Source organism: Enterococcus sp. DIV0176 (assembly GCF_050528535.1).
Lineage (GTDB): Bacteria > Bacillota > Bacilli > Lactobacillales > Enterococcaceae > Enterococcus_B > Enterococcus_B thailandicus.
On record NZ_CP172879.1, the window covers coordinates 2,169,603 to 2,189,828 of the forward strand.

The window sequence follows — 20,226 nt, forward strand, 5'->3', positions numbered from 1 at the left end:
TCAATTGGTTTTAGTTTAAAATTTCTGCTAATCGTGTAATAATTTTTTTCATTTCGGCTTCTGTGACTGACCGAATATCAAATTCGATCACACCATTGTTTGCCTGATATTCTCTTGTATAGATGGCAGGATCTTTTTCTTTCAACTCAGTAATCACTTCTTTAGCTGACTTTTCACCTGAAACTTTGATGCTTGCTCGATAAATATCCCGACCAGCACCATCCTGCACGATTTTTGCTTCAATATTTGGTAGTTGGTTCATCGCCTCAACAAAAGGAAGTAATCTTTTTTTCATTGATTCCCCAGTTTCACTTCCTGTAAGTAAATAGTCCTCAACGGCTTGAGTAAAGCCTAGTAAATTATCTTTGCCGATTTTCATCGCACGTCCGATTCCTTTGCTTTGCAAACGAACCCATTCCACATACGTTTTCTTGCCAATCACTAAGCCAGCACTAGGGCCTTCAATTGCTTTCGCGCCAGAGTAAATTACTAAGTCGGCACCAAGTTGACTATAAGTAAACAAATCTTCTTCTGCGGCTGCATCAACAATTAAAGGAAGATCATGTTGATGTGCCACTGCTGCAGCTTCTTGGACACTCAGCATACTTTTTTGAACGGTGTGATGACTTTTAATATATAAAATTGCTGCTGTTTCTTCCGTAATCATCATTTCTAGGTGGTCAGGTGTACACATATTGGCATATCCTGTCTCGACAACTTGTCCACCACCTTGTTCAACCATCACTTCAACAGGCGTACCATAATCCACATTATGACCCTTAGGTAAAATGATTTCTCGCTTGGTGATTTTTTTGGTATAAGGGTGATACACGTGATAGGCACTTCCTTGCCCAATAATGCCAGCAACTGACTGTGCAATTCCAGCTGAGGCACTCGAAACGATTTGAGTATCTTCGACTTGAAGTAGCCCAGCCAAGTAGCTCCCTGTTTCTTTCACTAATTCACTCATTTCAAAAAAGTGTTCACCGCCAAAACGCTGCGCTTCCAGCACTTTTTCTGAAACCTTTGATACACCTAGAATGGTCATTTTTCCAGAAGCGTTGATGACTTCTTTTAAGTGAAATTTTTCATAACTGACAGTCATAAATTTCCCCTCCAATAATGGTTTTGACTGGTTTGATCTGACTATCCGTCGTCCGAGTAAAACCATTGGAATCTGTTAACACTTTTGGTTCTTCTAAAAATTCAAAAATCGTTAAATCTGCATCAAATCGTTCTTTCAACTGCCCTTTATTGGCTAGATGAAAGTTTTCCGCAGGTGCCTTTGTTACTTTTTCAATAATTTCTTCCCAAGAATAACCAACGACATGTAACTTTTCCATCGTGGTTGCTAAATCATAAACTGGTCCATTTTCACGATTACGAATATAGATATCCGTACTAATTGATGATGCTTTGATATTTGCTTGTTTTGCGACTTCTGCCACATGAAAATTGAAACTATCTGTCCCATGACCAATATCAAAAATGATTCCTTTCGCAAAGGCTTCTTTAGCAATCAATTTGATTTCATTTGTTTCTGAATCAAGGATACCATTACTTTTTCCATTGAAACAGTGAGTCAAGACATCTCCTTTTTCCATTCTAGCTAAAACTTCGGCTAATTCTGGTGGCGCAGAACCAATATGAACCATTAAAGGTAGATGCTGATTCTCATTTTGGATTTTTTTAGCTAAATCTAGTGGTGTGATGCCATTTTTTCCTACCACAGTTTTACTCATTCGTGCCTTGATTCCAACAATGAATTCAGGAAGTTCATTCATTTTTTGTTTCACTAATGTTTCTTGCACTTTACTTAAATCAGCTAACTCATCTTGCGTGACAATTCCCCATTTAGAGATATTCAGTAGCGCATAGACATTCGTTTTTGCTTGCTTGGCGTAACGATAAAACGTTTCGATATTTTCTGCGCCAGTTGTTCCGGCATCAATAACGGTCGTCACGCCTTTTTCAACGCCAATTTTATCCGGATAATCATAATAAAGCGTCATTTCTTCAAAACAATGTACATGATCATCAATCCAGCCAGCTGATAAATATTGCTGTGAGGATAAGGTCAACGTTTCTTTTGTCTCTCCCGTAATTTTGGGTGCAATTTGGCTGATTTTCCCATTTTCAATACCAATTTCAAAGGACGGACCTTTAAGTTCTTTTGCATTTTTTATTACTAAATCAAACATGGCGACACCCTACTTTTCAATAAATTTAAATTTTGACCAAGGATGAATAAATGGCAATAAAATAAGCTCTTCTTCACGAATTGTTCCTACTTTATTTTTTCTTGAATCACTATGAGGCTCTAAAACGACTTGAAGTTCATTTTTGTATTTGCCAAATTGATCATTGCCAATCACAACGTCACCCACTTGAAATTCAAAACTTGCATCATGGACAGGATTGTCTACATTTTTATATTTTTTTCGTACTTCAGTTGAACGAATCACTTGGTTGGTAATATCTCCACGACGAACATGTTGCTCATTCAATACGATTTGACGCTCTACTTCATTTACTTCTGGTACAAATTCAATCGCAAAAACAGTTTGATAACGATCAATCTTGCCTAAAGCTTCTAGCTCTTCTTCTGAAGCATATGCATTTCCGATAATAACGTCATCAATCAAGTCTGTCGCAAATAAATGTTTTGCAGCAACATCAACAGGTAAATGGCGATGCATTTCTAATGTTGGTAACCCATCGTTGATGTCCCAAGGGCCAATTTCTCCAACTTGTGAAGTAATGAATGCCGCTGTGCGAATACCTTGACGTTTAAAACGTTGGCTACATTTTTCAAAAAATTCAAAAGGTAAAGCCGTGCCTTCTTGGGGATAAAAATTATGACAACCATATAAAAATGGTGTATTTGCTTGATAAGTCAAAATGTTATCTAAGTAAGCAACATCATTACTCATATTTAATTCGATTGCTAATTCATAAGGATTGTATGTTAGCATTGCTTCCTTATTTCCATCAAAACCTAAATCTAAACGAATGCCATCCGCACCTAATTCGTGGAAAAAACTCAAATCATCATACGAAATGCCAAGCTGTTCAAAAATCGTTGGTGCAACATCTAAAATCGTTTCGTAACCAAGTGATTTGGCGAAAAAAATCAAATTTTTGAATTTTTCTTTGACAACTTCACTATCTTCATTGATTTCTAACATACTCATAAAAATTCGACGGAAACCATAACGATGTGCCAGTTCAATATAAGCACGATCTGTTTCACTATCACTGTGGTCTGGATAAACTGAAATACCTAAAACTCTCTTCATACTTCTTCTCCTCGTTCCATTTTTTCAAATTTTTTTCGGTACTTATAAGCAATACTTGTGGCAAAAAGAATGGTCACAATTCCTACAAGTTGGTGTAAACCAGCAAAAAGTCCACTCAAAATAATCACAGTTGAAATACCAATGATTGCAATAACTAGAAAATAACGTAATTTCATCTGCTCCATTTTTGGAGGTAATCCTCTTTTTTCCAAATAAGTATGTGCTGCAATTAACACAACTATGCCAACGATCAGTTCCATTTTTTCACCACCATTCACTTTTACTGATTCAATTCAATAAAGGGCAGGACTGCATCCCGCCCTTCGTTGTTTATTGTTCTTGCGTGATCCCAGTATTCAATACTTCTTGTGTTGCTTGTTCTTGTGCCTGTTCTTCAGCTTCTCTTGCTAGCTGTTGTTTTTCAAATACTTTAAAGAATGGATAGTAAATTCCTAACGTAATGAAGAAGTTCACCACAACTAAGATTCCTGCGGCTACGCTCCAATTCGTGCTCATCCAAGCAGCGATTGGTGCAGGCATTGCAAATGGCAAGCGTGCGACCATCATCGGTACAACTCCGCTGATTGTTAAGACATAAGATAAAGTTGTTGTAATCAACGGTGCTACGATAAATGGAATACCTAAAACAGGATTCATCACGATTGGAGCCCCGAAAATCACTGGTTCATTGATGTTAAATAAGCCAGGGAGAATGGATAATCGTCCTAAACTCTTCAAATATTTTGATTTTGAGAACATGAACAACACGACTAAAGCAAGGGTTGTTCCAGCGCCACCAATCCAAATGAACCATTGTAAAAATTGTTCTGTGAAAATATTTGGCATGTTTTGTGCACTTGCTCCAGCATTGAATGCATCAATGTTTTCAGCAATTGAAATATCCCAAAACGGACGGATAACTGGTCCCATGATTGCTGGCCCATGAATCCCTAAAACCCAGAAGAAGCAGATTAAGAAAACAGTTAGTAAACCACCAAACAAGCTATTTCCAGCTAAAATCCCTTTTAGAGGCATCAAAATTTGACTTAAGAATCCATTCAAATCGAATCCTAGCATATGACGAATAACCCAGAAGAAAATCAAGATTACTGCACCTGGGATCAAAGCGACAAATGAATTGGTGACTTCAGGTGGCACGCCATCTGGCATTTTGATGGTAATTTTCTTTTCAATAAAAAAGCGATAAATTTCTACAGAAATAATTGCAGTTACGATTGCACCAAATAATGACCCTGAACCTAAATTAGCAATATTGATATAGCGTCCTGCACCAATCACGTTATCCACATCTTCAAATACACGTGTTGGTGGTGCTGCAACGATCAAAAATGACATTAATGCTAAAATTCCGGCTGTTAATGAATCGACTTTGTAGCTTTTTGCTAATGATGAAGCAATCCCGAAAGTTGCATATAATGCTAAGATCCCAACGGTGTAACGAAATGGAATATCTAAAATTTCTCGGTATGGTTCAATCACTGCAGCAACTGATTCAATCGGAATATTTAACAAAATAGTGAAAAATGAACCAACAATCGTTAATGGCATTGTTGCGATGATTCCCTTTCTGATTGCAGTCATGTGTCGTTGTGTTCCAATTCGATTGGCTACTGGCATAATCTTTTGCTCAATGATGCCTACAAATTTATCCATGTTGCTCCCCCTCTAGTTCCTTTTGTTGTTATAACATTATAATGTTTACACAAAGAGAATAACACATATTTTTTATAATGTAAACGCTTTTTAAAATACAAAAAAGAAAAAGTGGAATCATTGCCCTCCCACCTTTTCTTTTTGATGTACCTTCTTACTTTTCGGTTCAGCTTCCTTACGTTTCATAGTCAATATGATAAGGATGTAAAGCCGTGTGATAGATAGCTTCTGAATACTCAACTAGCTGACCGTCTTCTGTCAATGAACGTCTGATTCGTTTCATTCCTAGCGGTTCAGTTGTTTTCAAGATTGCTTGTTCTTCTTTGCTTAAAAATACCGCAGAAAAATCATCCGAAAATTGATCAATTGCATAACCTTTTTGCGTTAACAAACGATATAAAGATTCTTGATGGAACATTTTTTCCTCTAGCTCAGTAACTGCTTTTGGCAAATAATGCACAAAATAAATATATGGCTTTTCGTTGAGATAATACAATCGCTTAAATCGTACCGCTTGATTTCCAAAAGAAGAAAATAATGGATCTTCTTCTGCCAAATCAATTGGGGTAAGCTCTAAAGTTTCTTTGCGTACTTCATGTTGTGAGTTTTCTAAAATTTGCGTAAAACTTGCTGCTTTAGATAAACGATTATATGGACGATTACTTAAAACCGTTGTGCCACGCCCACTTTTCTTTTCCACATATTCATCAGAAGCTAATAATTCAATTGCCTTACGCACAGTGATTTTACTTACCTGAAACATTTCTTCTAATTCATTTTCCGTCGGTAGCATGGAACCTACAGGATATTTTCCAGAGAAAATATCTGCTTTAATTTTATCTGCAACTTCTAAGTATAATACCCGCGTTCTCTTCATAGTTTCACCCTTTATTTTACTCTTAGTAAAAGAATAGCACATAAAAAATAAAATACAAAAAGAAGAACATAAAAGCCTGGGATTGAATAGATCTCCCAGACTTCTTTATTGTATATACAACAGTGATACCGTTTTTCTTTTTGAGTAATTTCGCGATTTTAGGAAAAATTTTTATCAATTAGCGTTGAGTGTTTGTATCACAATTTCTATCTGCGGTGTTCAAGAGTCAACTCCCAACTTTCTAAAAACATGAAAAGCCATTTTGAGTGTCAGCTCACTATCTTTTCAGAGCAAAGCGTTTTGCGCCACAACCTTTTTCACGGTGTTCCCCAAGCAGCTCCTCGAAATAATTCATAACTGTCCAAAAATATGGAAAGCTATTTTTGTCAGTTACTCTTTATTTTTTTGAAGCTGACCGCTTGGAGCCACAACCTTTTTCACAACCTTATGCTCTTTCACCATTCGTCTTAATAACTTCTTTATACCAATCAAATGATTTTTTCTTTGAACGGTTCAATGTACCAGCACCATTATCATCCAAATCAACATAGATGAATCCATAACGCTTGCTCATTTCACCGGTAGAAGCACTCACTAAATCAATACAACCCCACGGCGTATAGCCCATCAAGTCAACACCATCTGCCACCGCATCCGCCATTGCATCAATATGTCGACGTAAATAATCAATTCGATAATCATCATCAATCGTTCCATCTGGCTTTACTTCATCAATTGCACCTAAGCCATTTTCTACAATAAATAGTGGTTTTTCATAACGATTATATAATTCGTTCAATGCAATTCGAAGGCCATCTGGATCAATTTGCCAACCCCACTCACTTGCTTCTAAGAATGGATTTTTGACCCCGCCTAATAAATTACCAATTGATGTATCTGCTTCTGGACTAACTTCATCAACTGCGCTAGACATGTAGTAGCTAAAGCCAATGTAATCTACAGGATAACTTTTCAACAACTCAAAGTCTTCAGCTGTTTGTTCTAGAAGGCTCGCATCCACGCCATATTTTGCATAAGTTCGAGCGGTATATGCAGGGTATTCACCACGAACTTGCACATCCGTACAAAAGAAATTAAATTCTTGATTTTGGATCATTGTTGCAACCTGATTCACTGGGTTGGCATCAATACTATAAGTGGTCGCATAAATAATCATGCATCCAACTTCAATATCTGAACGTAATTCATGCGCAATCTTCACTGCTTTACTGCTAGCAACAAATTGATTGTGCCACGCCTGAAAAATATTTTGATAATCTGCTGCCCCATTGCTTGGGACTAAGCCTTGGCTTAAAGCAGGAAAATGGAAAGCTGAATTGATTTCATTGAACGTCATCCAGTATTTTACTTTTTCGTGGTAACGAGTCAACACTGTTTCTGCGAATCGTTCATAAAACGTAATCAATTCGCGGTTTTTCCAGCCACCATATTTTTTAGCTAAGTTCAACGGCATTTCATAATGAGAAATCGTAATCACAGGCTCAATACCATACTTCAAACATTCATCAATCAACTGATCGTAAAAGCGTAAACCTGCTTCATTTGGCGTCAACTCGTCTCCTTGAGGAAAAATTCGTGACCAAGCAATTGAGAAACGATAACATTTAAAGTTCATTTCAGCAAATAAAGCAATGTCTTCTTTAAAACGGTCATAATGTTCGATTCCTCGGTGATTTGGATAAATATATGTTTCTTCATCAATTGTCCAGTCAAAGTCCTCACTACCGATAATCGCAAATCGTTGCTTTCCACCCGGCATTGCATCGGCAACGGATAAACCTTTGCCATCACGATCAAATGCACCTTCTAATTGATTGGCGGCTGTTGCGCCTCCCCATAAAAACTCTTTTGAAAAACGTGTTGTCATCACTTATATCCTCCTAGTGTCTTTATTTTACGATTGCTAGAAAATCTTCATTCGAGATAATTTCTTTTTGATCTAGTTCTAAAACATCAGCAAATTGGTCGGTATTCGTAATTACAATTGGTGTCACGGTACTGTAACCCGCAGCATGAATTGCCTCAATATCAAATTTTGCTAACAGGTCACCCGCTTTCACTTGGTCCCCTTGTTTTACGACCGTTTCAAAACCAGTACCATTTAATTCCACCGTATCCATTCCAATATGCATCAAGATTTCAATACCATCCGTTGTTGTTAAACCAACTGCGTGACCCGTTGGGAAAATCGTAGTAATTTCGCCATCTGCTGGTGCAACAAGTTCCCCTTTTTCTGGCTCAATTGCGATTCCTTTTCCCATCGCACCAGATGAAAAGACTTGATCGGCCACTTCACTTAATGGTAACACTTTTCCTGTCAATGGGCTCTTTAGATTATGTCGACCAGAAGAAAGTGTTTCTCCTGCTGTGGCTTTCTTCTTTGTTTCTTCTGCAGGATCTTCAAATCCAACCAATAAAGTTCCTACAAAGGCAAGAATGAACGAAATTCCTGTCGCAATGATTGCCATCGTTACATTGGACTCTACACCATCAATTGTACTGATGAACGACGGGATCGTTAGCAAGCTGACCAATCCACTAGCAAAAGATTTTACGCCTGCAAAACCGATCAAGGCACCACCAATCCCACCAGAAACACAAGCTACGATAAACGGTTTTTTCAATGGTAATGTTACCCCATATACAGTTGGTTCTGTAATCCCAAATAACGCAGTAATTGTGGATGAAATACCTAACGAACGTAATTTACTATCTTTCGAACGAACTGCAACAGCTAATGCTGCACCCCCTTGTGCTAAAACAGCTGGTAATAGCATTGGCATCAAAATATCATAACCAAATTGATCAAGGTTCAAGAACATAATTGGGACAAATCCCCAATGCATTCCAAACATAACAAATACTTGCCAAAAGCTTCCCATAATCAAACCAGCAACAATTGGACTAAAGTCATAAATTGAGTTGAACAAGCCACCTAACGCATTCCCAGCAATTGTTCCAATTGGTCCTAAAGCTAAGAAAACCAAAGGAACCATGACTACTAAAATAATTAAAGGAACCAAAATCATCTGTAAAAATTGTGGAATAATTTTTTTCACAAGTGGTTCAAACTTACTTTGGACCCAAACAGCCAAAAGAATTGGAATAACAGAAGAAGTATAACCAGATGGCGATAAAATAACTGATATCCCAAAGAAATCTAATGCTGTTCCAGCACCAGCTGCTGCCGTGATTGCTGGATAAACCAGTGCCATTGCAATAGCTACTGCTAAAAATTGATTCGTTTTAAATTTCTTAGCTGCTGTAAAAGCCAACATTACTGGTAAAAATGTGAATACGCCATCAGCCGCTGCAAACAAAATCTGATAAGCCCCACTATCTGCAGCTAGCCAGCCAAGAACAGTTGCCAAAGATAGAAATCCTTTTAAAACCCCCGCTGCTGCCATTGCACCTAAAAATGGTGTAAAAATACTTGAGATGATATCAATAAACTTACTTAACAGATTACCTGATTTTTCTTCCTCTGTTGGTTGATCCGCCAAGCCTTCTTCATCCACAATTGCTTGATAGACATCAGCCACATTACTGCCAATCACCACTTGATACTGACCGCCACTTTGAACAACCTGAATCACATCTGGATCACTCTTTAATTTTTCTGTGTCTGCAATAGATTCATCTTTTAATTTAAAACGTAATCGTGTTGCGCAATGAACCAGACTGTTGACATTTGTTTGCCCCCCAACTGCTTCCCATACACGTTTGCCAACTGCTTTGTTATCCATTTTTCTTCCTTCTTTCTACTAAATTTTGATAAAATAAAAAACCTAGATTGAAAAAACGGTCACGAGCTACTTGCTCGTGTCCATATTTTCAATCTAGGTTTTGCCTGCCTGACAGTAACAACCCTTATGATTGGATCTGTTTTTCATTCACTACACGTTGAATGTGAATCGTCAAATAAATTTGTTCTGCAACTTCCATCTCTTGCTGCTGCGTATGAACTAAATAATCATTAATTCGTTGCACACAACGAAAGGCTTGTGGGTATTTTCCCTGAACTAATGCGTAAAGAAACTCATCTTTTTCGTCAGAATTCTCACCTTTTAGGTAACGCTGTGCAAAAAATTGTAGATGTGTGATAATTCGTTGATAATTCAATGATTCTTCATCAAAAACGACACCGAAAAATTTACTAATAATGCTCAAGATATCACGTACCATGGTTGTCGCAGTCATTGTCACTTGCATATCACCATTTCCTTGCTGGCTATTCACAAAATGAAAAGCGATAAATCCAGCTTCATCTTCAGGAAATTCAATAGCAGTCTTTTCTTCAAGAAAATGCAAGGCTTCTTTAGCAATCTGATACTCTTTAGGATAAAACTTTTTTGTTTCAAATAATAACGGATTTGGCAATTGAATTTTTTCTTTTGCTCGTCCAATTGCATAATGAACGTGATCCGTTAGTGTTAAATAAATATTTGGTGAAAAGTTCACAGCTAATTTTTCTTCCGCTAAATCAACGATTTGCTTTACTAGCTCGACTTCCTCAGAGGGAATGTCAGCCATCAGCTGTTGAAATTGGTTTCTTGAAAAAGAATCCTTGAGTACAAACTCTTTTTGGATTGCTTCAGGTGAAATCGAATCGCCGGGCTTCTTTTGAAACGCCAGTCCTTTACCCATGTAGACAATTTCTTCACCTAATTCATTTTTCGAAATGACGACATTATTATTCAACACTTTTTCAATAATCATCTCGTCTTCCCCTTTCCAAAAAATAAAAAAAACCTAGAATTCGCCTGTAAATCCTCAGCTGAATTCTGGTTTTGCCTGCTAAGCAGTAACAATCCATTTCTTAACTGAATTTATGATAACACTTTCTTTTCTTCTTTGCAACCCCTTCCAAGTTTTTTTATTTTTTGTTTTGGCTTTCTTCTATTGTTAACTGTTGACAACTATTAAAATAAAAAAACTGAGAACCTTTAGTTCTCAGTTTCTAAGCCTTTCTATTCTCCAGCAACGCTCACACTTTTTATGAAATTTCGTACTAAAAAGTTTTTGTTTCTAAATTAAAGGCTTGTTTCATTTCATCTGTTGCATCTTTTATCGGTGTTACTTTTTCTAATGCGCCTTGTACAACTAACCGAGTTACTGCATTATTATCTCCACAAGTAATCAGGGTCACGATTTCTTTACCGTCCACTACATCTAATAACTCAGTTTCTGTTGGTGCTACTTTTTCTTTGAAAAAAGCTTTATACGTGTACACATTCTCTAAATCAGTCAAATAGATTGTAGCACCCATTGATAGATTTTCTAAAGGAGTGAACAATAGCTCTGGATTGGTTGAGCGATGACTAGCCAGCGCATAATTTCCTTTTCCCATTTGTTGATCAGGTGATAAAGTTCCTGCACCATACAATAACGCTGTATTTGAAAGTCCCTTAAAAATTGGTAAGTTGATTGATACAGATGGAACTGCGACACTAGCAATCACTGGCAGATCCTTACTTTCAGAACTGGCCTCTGCTCGAATCACACGTTCAGAACTCATTGGTTCAACTGCATCAAAATCAAACGTTGTTTCTCGTTCGTTGTTTTTTTGCAAATCTTCTTTAGTTACATTAGCTATCGCGTATTGATCACCAGTATTCTTAACAAAAAAATCTTTGATTTGTTCATTAAAAATTAAAGCAATTCCTACTAGTAAGAGTAACAGCAAAAGTAAATTCATTAGCCAACGTCTCACGCGTTTTCCTTTTTTCTCTTTATTCGTGTTGTTGTCAGTCGCCATTGTACGACCTCCTCTTTCCACACCATATTTTCTTCATTTTAATGGATATCCCTACTTCTGTCTATCATTCAAGCGTAACTTACTACTCATTTGTTTTAGAGTTCCGTGTATTTTTCGCGCTTTCCTATACTCTTTTCGACAGGATATTTTCTATTATTTTTGATTAACTTTTCTTCAATGATTTCATCCAAATCGAAATCAAGATTATCCGCTAACATGTACGAATAGATTAAAACATCTGCTAGCTCTTCCTTAATTCGTTCTACCTGATTTGTCGTAACTTCCTCAGGTTGCTTCCATTGAAAAAGTTCCAGTAGTTCTGAAGCTTCCAAAGAAATCGAAATCGCTAAATCTTTTTCGTTATGAAATTGTCGCCAATTCCGATCATCACGAAATTTATTTACTTTTTCCATACTGTTCATTTGTCGGGCCTACTTTCTTTTTATCACTAAGTTTTTTAGTAGACAGTCTTTGATAATTGGTCTTCATATTCTTGATGCCATTTTTCGCTGACTTGTCTTGTTCCTGGTTCAAAAAAAACTGTTTCTGTTCCAACTTCATTTGCTTTTTGATAATACCATTTCTTCCAACGTAAAAAAGCCAAATTAGCTTCTAATACTTGAATTTTTGCTTCTAAAATCGTTTCTTGTTCAACAATAAAGGCATAGCGATCAGGTAGAGTCCCATCACCTTGCATACACCATTCCATAAATGTTGCAATATCTTTTACTGGAATAGCCGATTTTTTTAAACACTCAATGACATTCAAGTAACCTAAATCATCCTCGGTAAATACACGTCGCCCCGCTGAATTTTTTTTCACGAATGGTAACAAACCTTCTTTATCATAATAGCGTAAGGTGTCTGTTGATAATTGATACTTTTCAGCAATTTCGCCAATTGTATAAGTTTTCATTTTTCCTCCTTGACTTGGAGCTAACTCCAAGTTGTATACTACGTTTATCTTAACAGAAGAAAGCAGGAAATGAAATGAATAAACCCCTAATCGTGATTACTGGAGCAAGCTCAGGCTTTGGAGCAGAAATCGCCAAATTATTTAATAAAGAAAACTATCCCATGTTATTGCTAGGTCGTCGTACAGAAAAAATCTATTCCTTACCGCTTGATTTTGATCAAGTGCTTGTTGACTCTGTCGACGTGACTGATGAACAAGCTTTCAAAGCCAGTATTGCCACAGCAGAAGAAAAGTTTGGAAAAACTGATTTATTAGTAAATAACGCTGGTGTGATGTTATTAGGTAATGTTCAATCACAATCTCCATCGGAATGGAAAACGATGATGGACACAAATGTTTTAGGTGTGTTAAATGGTATGCAAGCTGTACTAACAGATATGGTTGAAAGAAAGCACGGTACAATCATCAACATGTCTTCATTAGCTGGACGTAAAACTTTTGTGAATCATGCCGCTTATGTTGCCTCAAAGTTCGGTGTTCACGGATTAAGCGAAACCATTCGCGAAGAAGTTTCAAAAGATAATGTTCGTGTAAGCTTAGTTGCCCCTGGCGCTGCCGAAACGGAATTATTAACTCATGTTACAGATACTGGTGCTTTGTCGGACTATCAAGCATGGAAAGAAACAATGGGCGGAATCACTCTTGATCCTGTCCACGTCGCAGAAGTGGTTAAATTTATTTATGATATGCCACAAGAAGTGAACATCAGAGAAATTGACATTGCAGCAACACGCCAAGATGGCTAATCATTCTGATACTAAAAAGGTTGGAACAAATGGTTCCAACCTTTTTTCTATTTAAGGAGTAGCTCCTAAAAATAACATGCTACTCTTACCATCTATGAAAAGTTTTTGGTATCTCTGTTTGATATTTTTGTCAGTTGTTCTTTCTCTTTTCGGAACTGAACGCTTGGAGTCACAGGTTAAGCCTTTTGCGCTACAACCTTTTCCCTCGGTGTTCCCAAAGCAACTTCTCGAAATAACTCTCAACTGGTCAAAAATATGAAAAGCTATTTTTTGTCAGTTGCTCTTTATTATTTCGAAGCTAAACGCTTGGAATCACAACCTTTTTTCTCGGTGTTCCCAAAACAACTCCTCCACATAGCTTTCATCCACTTCAAAACATGAGATGCTGTTTTTAGTAACTGCTTGCTATCTGTTCGGAGCTGAACGTTTTGCGCCACAACCTTTTCCTCAGTGTTCCCCAAGCAACTTCTTCGACAATAAGTCCACTTTTTCTAAAAATATGGGAGGCTATTTTAAAAAAAGTTTTCTTATTGCTTGAAGCTAAACACTTGGAGCCACAACCTTTCTCTCAGTGTTCAAGAAGTACCTCCTTCAAAATAAGCCCAAATTTCACAAAAATTTGAGGAACAATTTCTGGAAATTTACTCTTATTTATTGGAGCTGGGCACTTCTTTCACAACCTTTTTCTTAATAATTCAAATAACCGCCGTGCGTATGTAAAAGTTTGACTGACTTGCCTTCTTCTTGCTGCTTTTCAATTCGCTCTTCACCCCAAACAGACATTGCAACCAAAATCTCCCGTAGTGATTTTCCTTCTTCTGTTAATGAATATTCTACTTTAGGAGGCACTTGATTATAAATCTTTCGATGAACGATACCGTCTTGCTCTAACTCACGCAATTGTTGCGTTAACATTTTTTGAGTAATTGTAGGAATTTTTCGACGTAGTTCACCCGTGCGAATAGCCCCATTTCCTAAATGGCAAAGAATAATTGGTTTCCATTTTCCGCCAATCACTTCTAAAGTTGCTTCAACACCAATATGATAAATTTTTTCCATTCACTTACTCTCCTCCAAAAAAGATACGCTCCAAATACTAGCACCTTCTATCAACTTTTGAAAGCAAAAAAACTTTTTTCAAAGACTATCAATTAATAATCAGCGTCTTAAATAAAAAATGAAAAATGAAAAATTTCTAATACTACAATAAAACGATTTTTTTCGCGTACTTACGCAAATGTTACAAAAAAGTACCTATTGCACTAAAAAGTAGGTACTTTCTACTTTCATAAATAAGGTCTATATTTTCTATTCGTCAGGTATCAAACTTTTAGGAGGAAAAAAATGAAAAATAAAATCTCACCCACGCTTACATTGATGGCATTAGTTATCAATGCCTTTGCCATTGGTTCAACTGAATTTATCAGTGTTGGCCTTATGCCTTTGATTGTAAATAGCTTTCACGTTAGCTTGGCACAAGCAGGACTGACTGTTTCCCTTTACGCAATTGGCGTTACTGTTGGCGCGCCACTCTTAACTATTTTAACTGGAAAATGGAGTCGAAAATTTTTAATGATGATGATTATGTCTTTATTCATTATTGGAAATCTATTTGCTGCATTCGCTGCAAGCTTTGCCATGTTACTAATTGGTCGTGTTATTTCTGCCCTAGCTCATGGTATTTTCATGTCCGTTTCAAGTGTCATTGCAGCAGATGTTGTTCAGCCACATAAACGTGCCAGTGCAATTGCCATCATGTTTACTGGATTAACCGTGGCTACCGTTACAGGTGTTCCATTAGGTACCTTCATCGGCCAACAGACCAATTGGCACATGACATTCATTTTTATTGCAGCTGTTGGTTTCATCGGGTTAGTCGCCAATTTATTCTTGATTCCAAGTGGCTTACCTATCCCAGGGTCGGTAGACTTGAGAGGTATTCTAAGAATCTTTAAAAATAAATTTTTAGTTGGTTCCTTTTTGATCACTGCACTTGGTTATGGTGGTACTTTTGCTGCTTATACTTACCTAACGCCAATTTTGCAAGACAAAATTGGTTATTCTGCACATGCTGTCGTTATCTTATTAGTTATCTATGGACTAATGGTTGCCATTGGAAATACGATTGGTGGGCATTACTCTAACCGGCAACCTTTGAAAGCTTTAGGTGTTATGTTTGGTCTGTTAGTTCTTTCTCTACTTTTCCTATTTTTAACAATTTTGAGTGGAAATAAACTAGTAGCAACCGTTGCAACACTCGTCTTAGGACTCTTCTCTTTCATGAATGTTCCTGGGCTACAATTTTATGTCGTTCAACTAGCTGAAGGCTATACACCAAAAGATATTACTCTAGCTTCAGCATTTAATATTTCTGCATTTAATATCGGAATCGCATTCGGCTCGTTTGTCGGAGGACAAGTAACAAAAACTGTCGGCGTTGGTTACACGCCAATTTTCGGAGCAGGTATTGTCTTACTGGCTGTTTTTTTAGTTCTAAAATTGATTGCTGAAAATAAAAAAATAGAACAACTGTCTTTAACTGCACAGGAAATGAATCCTGAAAATTCAACTAGTGTCACAAAATAAAGAAGAGGACGAGCCTAAGACTCGTCCTCTTCTTGCGTTTTCTTGATGCTTTTTTCCTATACATACGTTATGTCTATTTAAGCGTTTAATCGATACTCTTATCGATAATTGCCCGCAGTACCTTTTCCCTTAACTCAATCGAATCAACGTTATTTTTTCGTTCATAACCTTGAACCAGAATATCGCAAAGATAAAGCTGAGAGATTTTTCCAGCTAAAGACGCCCCGTTCAGAAACTCTTCAATTGCTGTTTGTAAAACAAAATCGGCAGTTCGTCCAATTGGCGATTGAAGATAATTCGTAATTGCCAAAATTTTGGCACCATTTTTTTTCGCAATTTTCATTGAATCATACGTATCTTTTGTTTTCCCTGACAGTGAAAAAACAATTACTGTGTCTCCTTCATCCAATAGTGAAGCAACCTGTGCTTGAATATGCGGATCTACTACTGCATGCGCCTTTACACCAACTCTTAGAAACATAGTGGCTAAATCTAAACTAGTCGTTCCACTTGATCCCACTCCAAATATATAAATATTGTTTGACTGGCTAATCAGTTGAAGCGCATCGGCTAATGTTTCCTCGTTAAGTAATGATTCTGTTGCATTCAATGCCTCTTTTACTCCAACTGCGATTTCAGTAAAATATTTTGCTTCTTTCGGTAGCTCTTGTTTCTGGCTAAAGTCTTCTTTCGCAATTTCGATTTTCAAATCAGAAAAACCAGAAAAACCTAATTTTTGACAAAAACGAATAATTGTTGCATCGCCAACTTTTGTTTTTGCCTTGATGTCACTCATTGTATTATAAATAACTGATTTCCCAGAATCCAAAATATAGTCAGCTACTTTTTTTTCAGATTTTGTTAAAAATGGATAGTGCTCGCGAATCAAATAGGTATACTTCATGACTTCTCCTTCACTACAACGTATTCGCTTCATTATACTCCAAAACAAAAAAATTCTCCAAAATTCTCCAATTAAGGCTTTACATGATTGTAAGCGGATGCTACACTATGTTCGGAGTTATTATCCAAAAATAAAACAAAAATGGAGAATTAAGGAGAATGAAAAAACAAACATTTTTAGATGCCATTTCTGGCGGGTTGATTGTTTCTTGTCAGGCTTTACCTGGCGAAGTATTTTACAGCGAAACTGGCGGAATAATGCCTTTATTTGCTTTGGCTGCTCAAAAAGCAGGAGCTGTTGGTATTCGTGCAAATTCTGTTCGTGATATTTTGGAAATCAAAGAACAAGTTGACTTGCCGATGATTGGTATCATCAAACGTGATTATTTACCTGAAGAACCTTTTATTACTGCAACCATGCGCGAAGTTGACGAGCTTGTTGCAACCGGTGTGGAAGTTATTGCTCTTGATTGTACTTTACGAAAACGTCACGATGGCTTAAAAATCAATGACTTTATTGTTCAAATTAAAGATAAGTATCCCAATCAACTATTGATGGCGGACATCGCCACATTTGCAGAAGGTGTCAATGCTGCTAAGGCAGGAGTTGACTTTATTGGGACAACATTGAGTGGTTACACAGCAGACAGTAAACACCAAAACGAGCCAGATATTGAGCTTATCAAACAATTGGTTGATGCAAATCTATGTGTTATCGCAGAAGGAAAGATCCACACACCTGAACAAGCAAAAAAAATCAAAGACTTAGGTGTTGCTGGACTTGTTGTTGGTGGTGCAATTACGCGACCGCAAGAAATTGCACAGCGTTTTGTTGATGGATTAAACTAGGAGGAATCACTATGTTCAAAAAATTTTCACAGCTTGGTCGTGCTTTCATGCTCCCGATTGCTATCTTACCTGTCGCTGGTCTTCTTCTTGGACTGGGTGGCGCGCTAACAAATGAAAGCGCCATAAATGCCTACCCACTTTTAGCACAACCATGGCTACACACGATTTTGAGTATTATGAGTGTTGCTGGTAATGCTGTTTTTGCAAATCTAGCGTTGATTTTTGCGATTGGTATCGCAGTTGGCTTGGCAAATGGCGATAAAGGAACTGCTGGATTAGCTGGCGGTGTTGCCTATCTCGTGTATACAGCAACAATTAGTGGCTTTCTGGAACTTTTTTCTCCAGAGGGTGCCTCTTTGGATACTGGAGTTGTTGGTTCAATTGCCATTGGTGGCACGGTCGCCTTTTTGCATAATCGTTATCGAAAAATCGAATTACCACAGTTTCTTGGTTTTTTTGGCGGCTCTCGTTTTATTCCCATCGTTTCTAGTTTAGCTGCAATTCTTATCGGTTCATTTTTTTATTTGATCTGGCCGCCAATTCAAAACGGCTTAGTCATTGCTGGAGAGCAAATTGCACAAATGGGTAGTTTGGGTACATTTTTATATGGCTTTTTACTTCGTCTGACTGGTGCAGTTGGTTTGCACCACACGATTTATCCACTGTTCTGGTATACTTCGTTGGGCGGAACAGAAACAGTTGCTGGTTCAACGATTTCAGGTGCACAAAATATTTTCTTTGCTCAGTTAGCCGATTCTAGCCACACAGGTCTATTCACTTACGGAACCCGTTTCTTCGCAGGAAGATTTGCTACGATGATGTTCGGTTTACCTGCTGCATGTTATGCAATGTATCGCGCGATTCCCAAACAAAACCGTAAGAAGAATGGTGGTTTGTATTTTAGTGGTGCGTTGACCTCTTTTTTAACTGGGATTACTGAACCTATTGAATATATGTTTTTATTTGTAGCTCCATGGCTATATGTCATTCACGCATTTTTAGATGGGCTCTCTTTTTATTTCGCTGATATTTTAAACATTCGAATTGGTAATTCATTTTCTGGAGGCCTCATTGACTTCTTATTATTTGGTGTTTTACAAGGAAACGACAAAACAAATTGGTTGAAATTACTACCTTTTGGTCTTGCTTGGGCAGTTATCTATTATGTTGTCTTTTCATTTTGTATCAAAAAATTCAAAGTGGCGATTCCAGGTATGGAGTTAGCTACAGATGAAACTCCGAACGAATTTGAAAAGGAAAACAAAAAGAAACCAACTACTTTACATGACGAGTCACTAACCATCATTACTGCACTCGGAAGCCAAGAAAATATTGAATCAGTCGAAGCTTGTGCTACTCGTCTGCGTGTTTCTGTCACCGACGGACAACTGGTCAATAAACAAGCTATCCAAGAATTAGGCGCTACAGCTGTTTTTGAAGTTAAAGGTGGCATCCAAGCCGTTTTTGGTGGTAAGGCAGATCTTTTGAGTCAGGAAATCAACCAAATTTTAAATAAAGATAGTTAGCAGTTTGCTACTTATTGATTGCATAAAAAAGAAGCTCAGTTGTCCCACACTAGACAACTGAGCTTTTTCATTCTTTCATTTACTAAATACTTATAAAAACAACTCTTTTTTCGCCAAAAAATTTCTAGCTTGCAACAAATCATGAAACTGAAAATCTGCGGGTGCTGGACGTTCTCGTAAACGTGAAAGATCTTTTTTCAGTGGATAGCGCCCTTTTCTAACTGGTAGATCCGTGATATCATCTTCAACTAGAACAGAAAGAATTCCTGCACGACGCGCTGCTTCGATCCCGACTCTTGAATCTTCAAAAACAAGCGCATGTGCTGGATCAACACCAGCTTTTTGACTGGCTTTTAAGAAAATCTCTGGATTTGGTTTCCCGGCTTCGACTTCATCCCCCGCCAATAGTACATCAAAATAGTCAGTAAGTCCTTCCATCTCTAAATAAGTTAAGACTTTTTCTCGGTTTGAAGACGAGGCAACAGCGATTTTAACCCCTTGTTCTTTGGCGAAATCTAATAATGGAACCAAACCATATTTTTTATGAACTGTTTTTTCTTTCGCCAATAGTTCATTTTTGAACACGTTCATTGAGTCACGCCATTCATTGTAAGGTACCTCCTCGCCATAGAGTTCTTTCATCCCTAAACGAATATCTGAATCCGTTTTTCCTGTTAAATAATAATAAACATTATGATTCAATTCATAATCATGTTTTTCTGCAGAATTGAAATAGCCTCGATAACTAAGACGACCTGTATCAAACATTAGTCCATCCATATCAAAAATAAATAATTCGATTTTATTCATAATAGCCTCCAATAACTTGAGTTGGTTCATTCTACCTCAAAAGGGAAAGAAAAGACAGCAGTAAGCGATTAAGGAACCCTCTAACGAAAAGAAAAATCAGAGGATTCACAGCTTTTTCTACAATTATTTGCTCATTTCAGAACGTTGTTTTTTCTTTGCTTTTTCTTTGCTTTTTCTCGCCTAACTAGTAGTCATTTCCGT

General features: G+C 37.3%; 19 protein-coding genes. 4 read left to right on the forward strand and 15 right to left on the reverse strand.

Features of this window, described 5'->3' with window-relative positions; genetic code table 11:
- Positions 1-10 precede the first annotated feature (10 nt).
- The 12 genes from IGJ66_RS10020 to IGJ66_RS10075 all read right to left on the reverse strand — a co-directional run bounded on the left by IGJ66_RS10020 (position 11) and on the right by IGJ66_RS10075 (position 12,545).
- Positions 11-1,105 (reverse strand): DgaE family pyridoxal phosphate-dependent ammonia lyase, encoded by a 1,095-nt coding sequence (locus IGJ66_RS10020; RefSeq protein WP_430616563.1) that lies wholly within the window; start codon positions 1,103-1,105, stop codon positions 11-13.
- Positions 1,089-2,201, reverse strand: coding sequence for an amidohydrolase/deacetylase family metallohydrolase (locus IGJ66_RS10025; protein WP_067482678.1), 1,113 nt, complete (start codon positions 2,199-2,201; stop codon positions 1,089-1,091). The genes IGJ66_RS10020 and IGJ66_RS10025 overlap by 17 nt, the downstream gene beginning before the upstream one ends.
- Positions 2,202-2,210: 9 nt before the next feature.
- Positions 2,211-3,299, reverse strand: a complete 1,089-nt coding sequence (locus tag IGJ66_RS10030) for a DUF871 domain-containing protein (protein WP_270608215.1) — start codon at positions 3,297-3,299, stop codon at positions 2,211-2,213.
- Entirely contained in the window at positions 3,296-3,559 is a 264-nt protein-coding gene (locus IGJ66_RS10035; protein ID WP_067482682.1) for a hypothetical protein, read from the reverse strand. Before IGJ66_RS10035 ends, IGJ66_RS10030 begins: the two co-directional genes overlap by 4 nt.
- 70 nt (positions 3,560-3,629) lie before the next feature.
- Complete coding sequence (locus IGJ66_RS10040; protein WP_067482684.1) at positions 3,630-4,973, reverse strand: PTS sugar transporter subunit IIC; 1,344 nt, start codon at positions 4,971-4,973, stop codon at positions 3,630-3,632.
- A gap of 175 nt (positions 4,974-5,148) precedes the next feature.
- Positions 5,149-5,850: a GntR family transcriptional regulator gene (locus IGJ66_RS10045; RefSeq protein ID WP_067482686.1), complete on the reverse strand. Its 702-nt coding sequence runs from the start codon at positions 5,848-5,850 to the stop codon at positions 5,149-5,151.
- 445 nt (positions 5,851-6,295) lie between these two features.
- A complete protein-coding gene (locus IGJ66_RS10050) occupies positions 6,296-7,738 on the reverse strand; it encodes a glycoside hydrolase family 1 protein (protein WP_430616564.1) in 1,443 nt (480 codons plus the stop codon).
- Between the two features lie 22 nt (positions 7,739-7,760).
- Entirely contained in the window at positions 7,761-9,617 is a 1,857-nt protein-coding gene (locus IGJ66_RS10055) for a beta-glucoside-specific PTS transporter subunit IIABC (RefSeq protein ID WP_430616565.1), read from the reverse strand.
- A 124-nt stretch (positions 9,618-9,741) separates the two neighbouring features.
- Complete coding sequence (gene licT / locus IGJ66_RS10060; protein ID WP_067482690.1) at positions 9,742-10,590, reverse strand: BglG family transcription antiterminator LicT; 849 nt, start codon at positions 10,588-10,590, stop codon at positions 9,742-9,744.
- Between the two features lie 292 nt (positions 10,591-10,882).
- Positions 10,883-11,629 (reverse strand): class A sortase, encoded by a 747-nt coding sequence (locus IGJ66_RS10065; protein WP_071869161.1) that lies wholly within the window; start codon positions 11,627-11,629, stop codon positions 10,883-10,885.
- A gap of 95 nt (positions 11,630-11,724) precedes the next feature.
- Complete coding sequence (locus IGJ66_RS10070) at positions 11,725-12,051, reverse strand: nucleotide pyrophosphohydrolase (protein WP_067482694.1); 327 nt, start codon at positions 12,049-12,051, stop codon at positions 11,725-11,727.
- 35 nt (positions 12,052-12,086) lie between these two features.
- Positions 12,087-12,545: a MerR family transcriptional regulator gene (locus tag IGJ66_RS10075; RefSeq protein ID WP_067482696.1), complete on the reverse strand. Its 459-nt coding sequence runs from the start codon at positions 12,543-12,545 to the stop codon at positions 12,087-12,089.
- A 74-nt stretch (positions 12,546-12,619) separates the two neighbouring features.
- Here IGJ66_RS10075 and IGJ66_RS10080 point away from each other — a divergent pair, with 74 nt between their 5' ends.
- Positions 12,620-13,351 (forward strand): SDR family oxidoreductase, encoded by a 732-nt coding sequence (locus tag IGJ66_RS10080; protein ID WP_430616566.1) that lies wholly within the window; start codon positions 12,620-12,622, stop codon positions 13,349-13,351.
- 687 nt (positions 13,352-14,038) lie between these two features.
- Here the strand turns inward: IGJ66_RS10080 and IGJ66_RS10085 are convergent.
- On the reverse strand, positions 14,039-14,410 hold the full coding sequence (locus IGJ66_RS10085; RefSeq protein ID WP_067482702.1) for a winged helix-turn-helix transcriptional regulator: 372 nt from the start codon (positions 14,408-14,410) through the stop codon (positions 14,039-14,041).
- A gap of 285 nt (positions 14,411-14,695) precedes the next feature.
- On the opposite strand from IGJ66_RS10085, the gene IGJ66_RS10090 reads away from it, so the two are divergent.
- On the forward strand, positions 14,696-15,937 hold the full coding sequence (locus IGJ66_RS10090) for an MFS transporter (RefSeq protein ID WP_430616568.1): 1,242 nt from the start codon (positions 14,696-14,698) through the stop codon (positions 15,935-15,937).
- An 85-nt stretch (positions 15,938-16,022) separates the two neighbouring features.
- Here IGJ66_RS10090 and IGJ66_RS10095 read toward each other — a convergent pair whose 3' ends face one another.
- Positions 16,023-16,841, reverse strand: a complete 819-nt coding sequence (locus IGJ66_RS10095) for a MurR/RpiR family transcriptional regulator (RefSeq protein ID WP_067482704.1) — start codon at positions 16,839-16,841, stop codon at positions 16,023-16,025.
- 158 nt (positions 16,842-16,999) lie between these two features.
- On the opposite strand from IGJ66_RS10095, the gene IGJ66_RS10100 reads away from it, so the two are divergent.
- Both IGJ66_RS10100 and IGJ66_RS10105 read left to right on the forward strand, forming a co-directional pair.
- The gene (locus IGJ66_RS10100) at positions 17,000-17,689 is read left to right on the forward strand and encodes an N-acetylmannosamine-6-phosphate 2-epimerase (protein ID WP_067482706.1); all 690 of its coding nucleotides are present in this window, start codon (positions 17,000-17,002) and stop codon (positions 17,687-17,689) included.
- 11 nt (positions 17,690-17,700) lie between these two features.
- The gene (locus IGJ66_RS10105; RefSeq protein ID WP_067482708.1) at positions 17,701-19,215 is read left to right on the forward strand and encodes a PTS transporter subunit EIIC; all 1,515 of its coding nucleotides are present in this window, start codon (positions 17,701-17,703) and stop codon (positions 19,213-19,215) included.
- Positions 19,216-19,305: 90 nt separating this feature from the next.
- On the opposite strand, the gene IGJ66_RS10110 is transcribed toward IGJ66_RS10105, so the two are convergent.
- Positions 19,306-20,025, reverse strand: a complete 720-nt coding sequence (locus IGJ66_RS10110) for an HAD family hydrolase (RefSeq protein ID WP_067482710.1) — start codon at positions 20,023-20,025, stop codon at positions 19,306-19,308.
- Positions 20,026-20,226 lie beyond the last annotated feature (201 nt).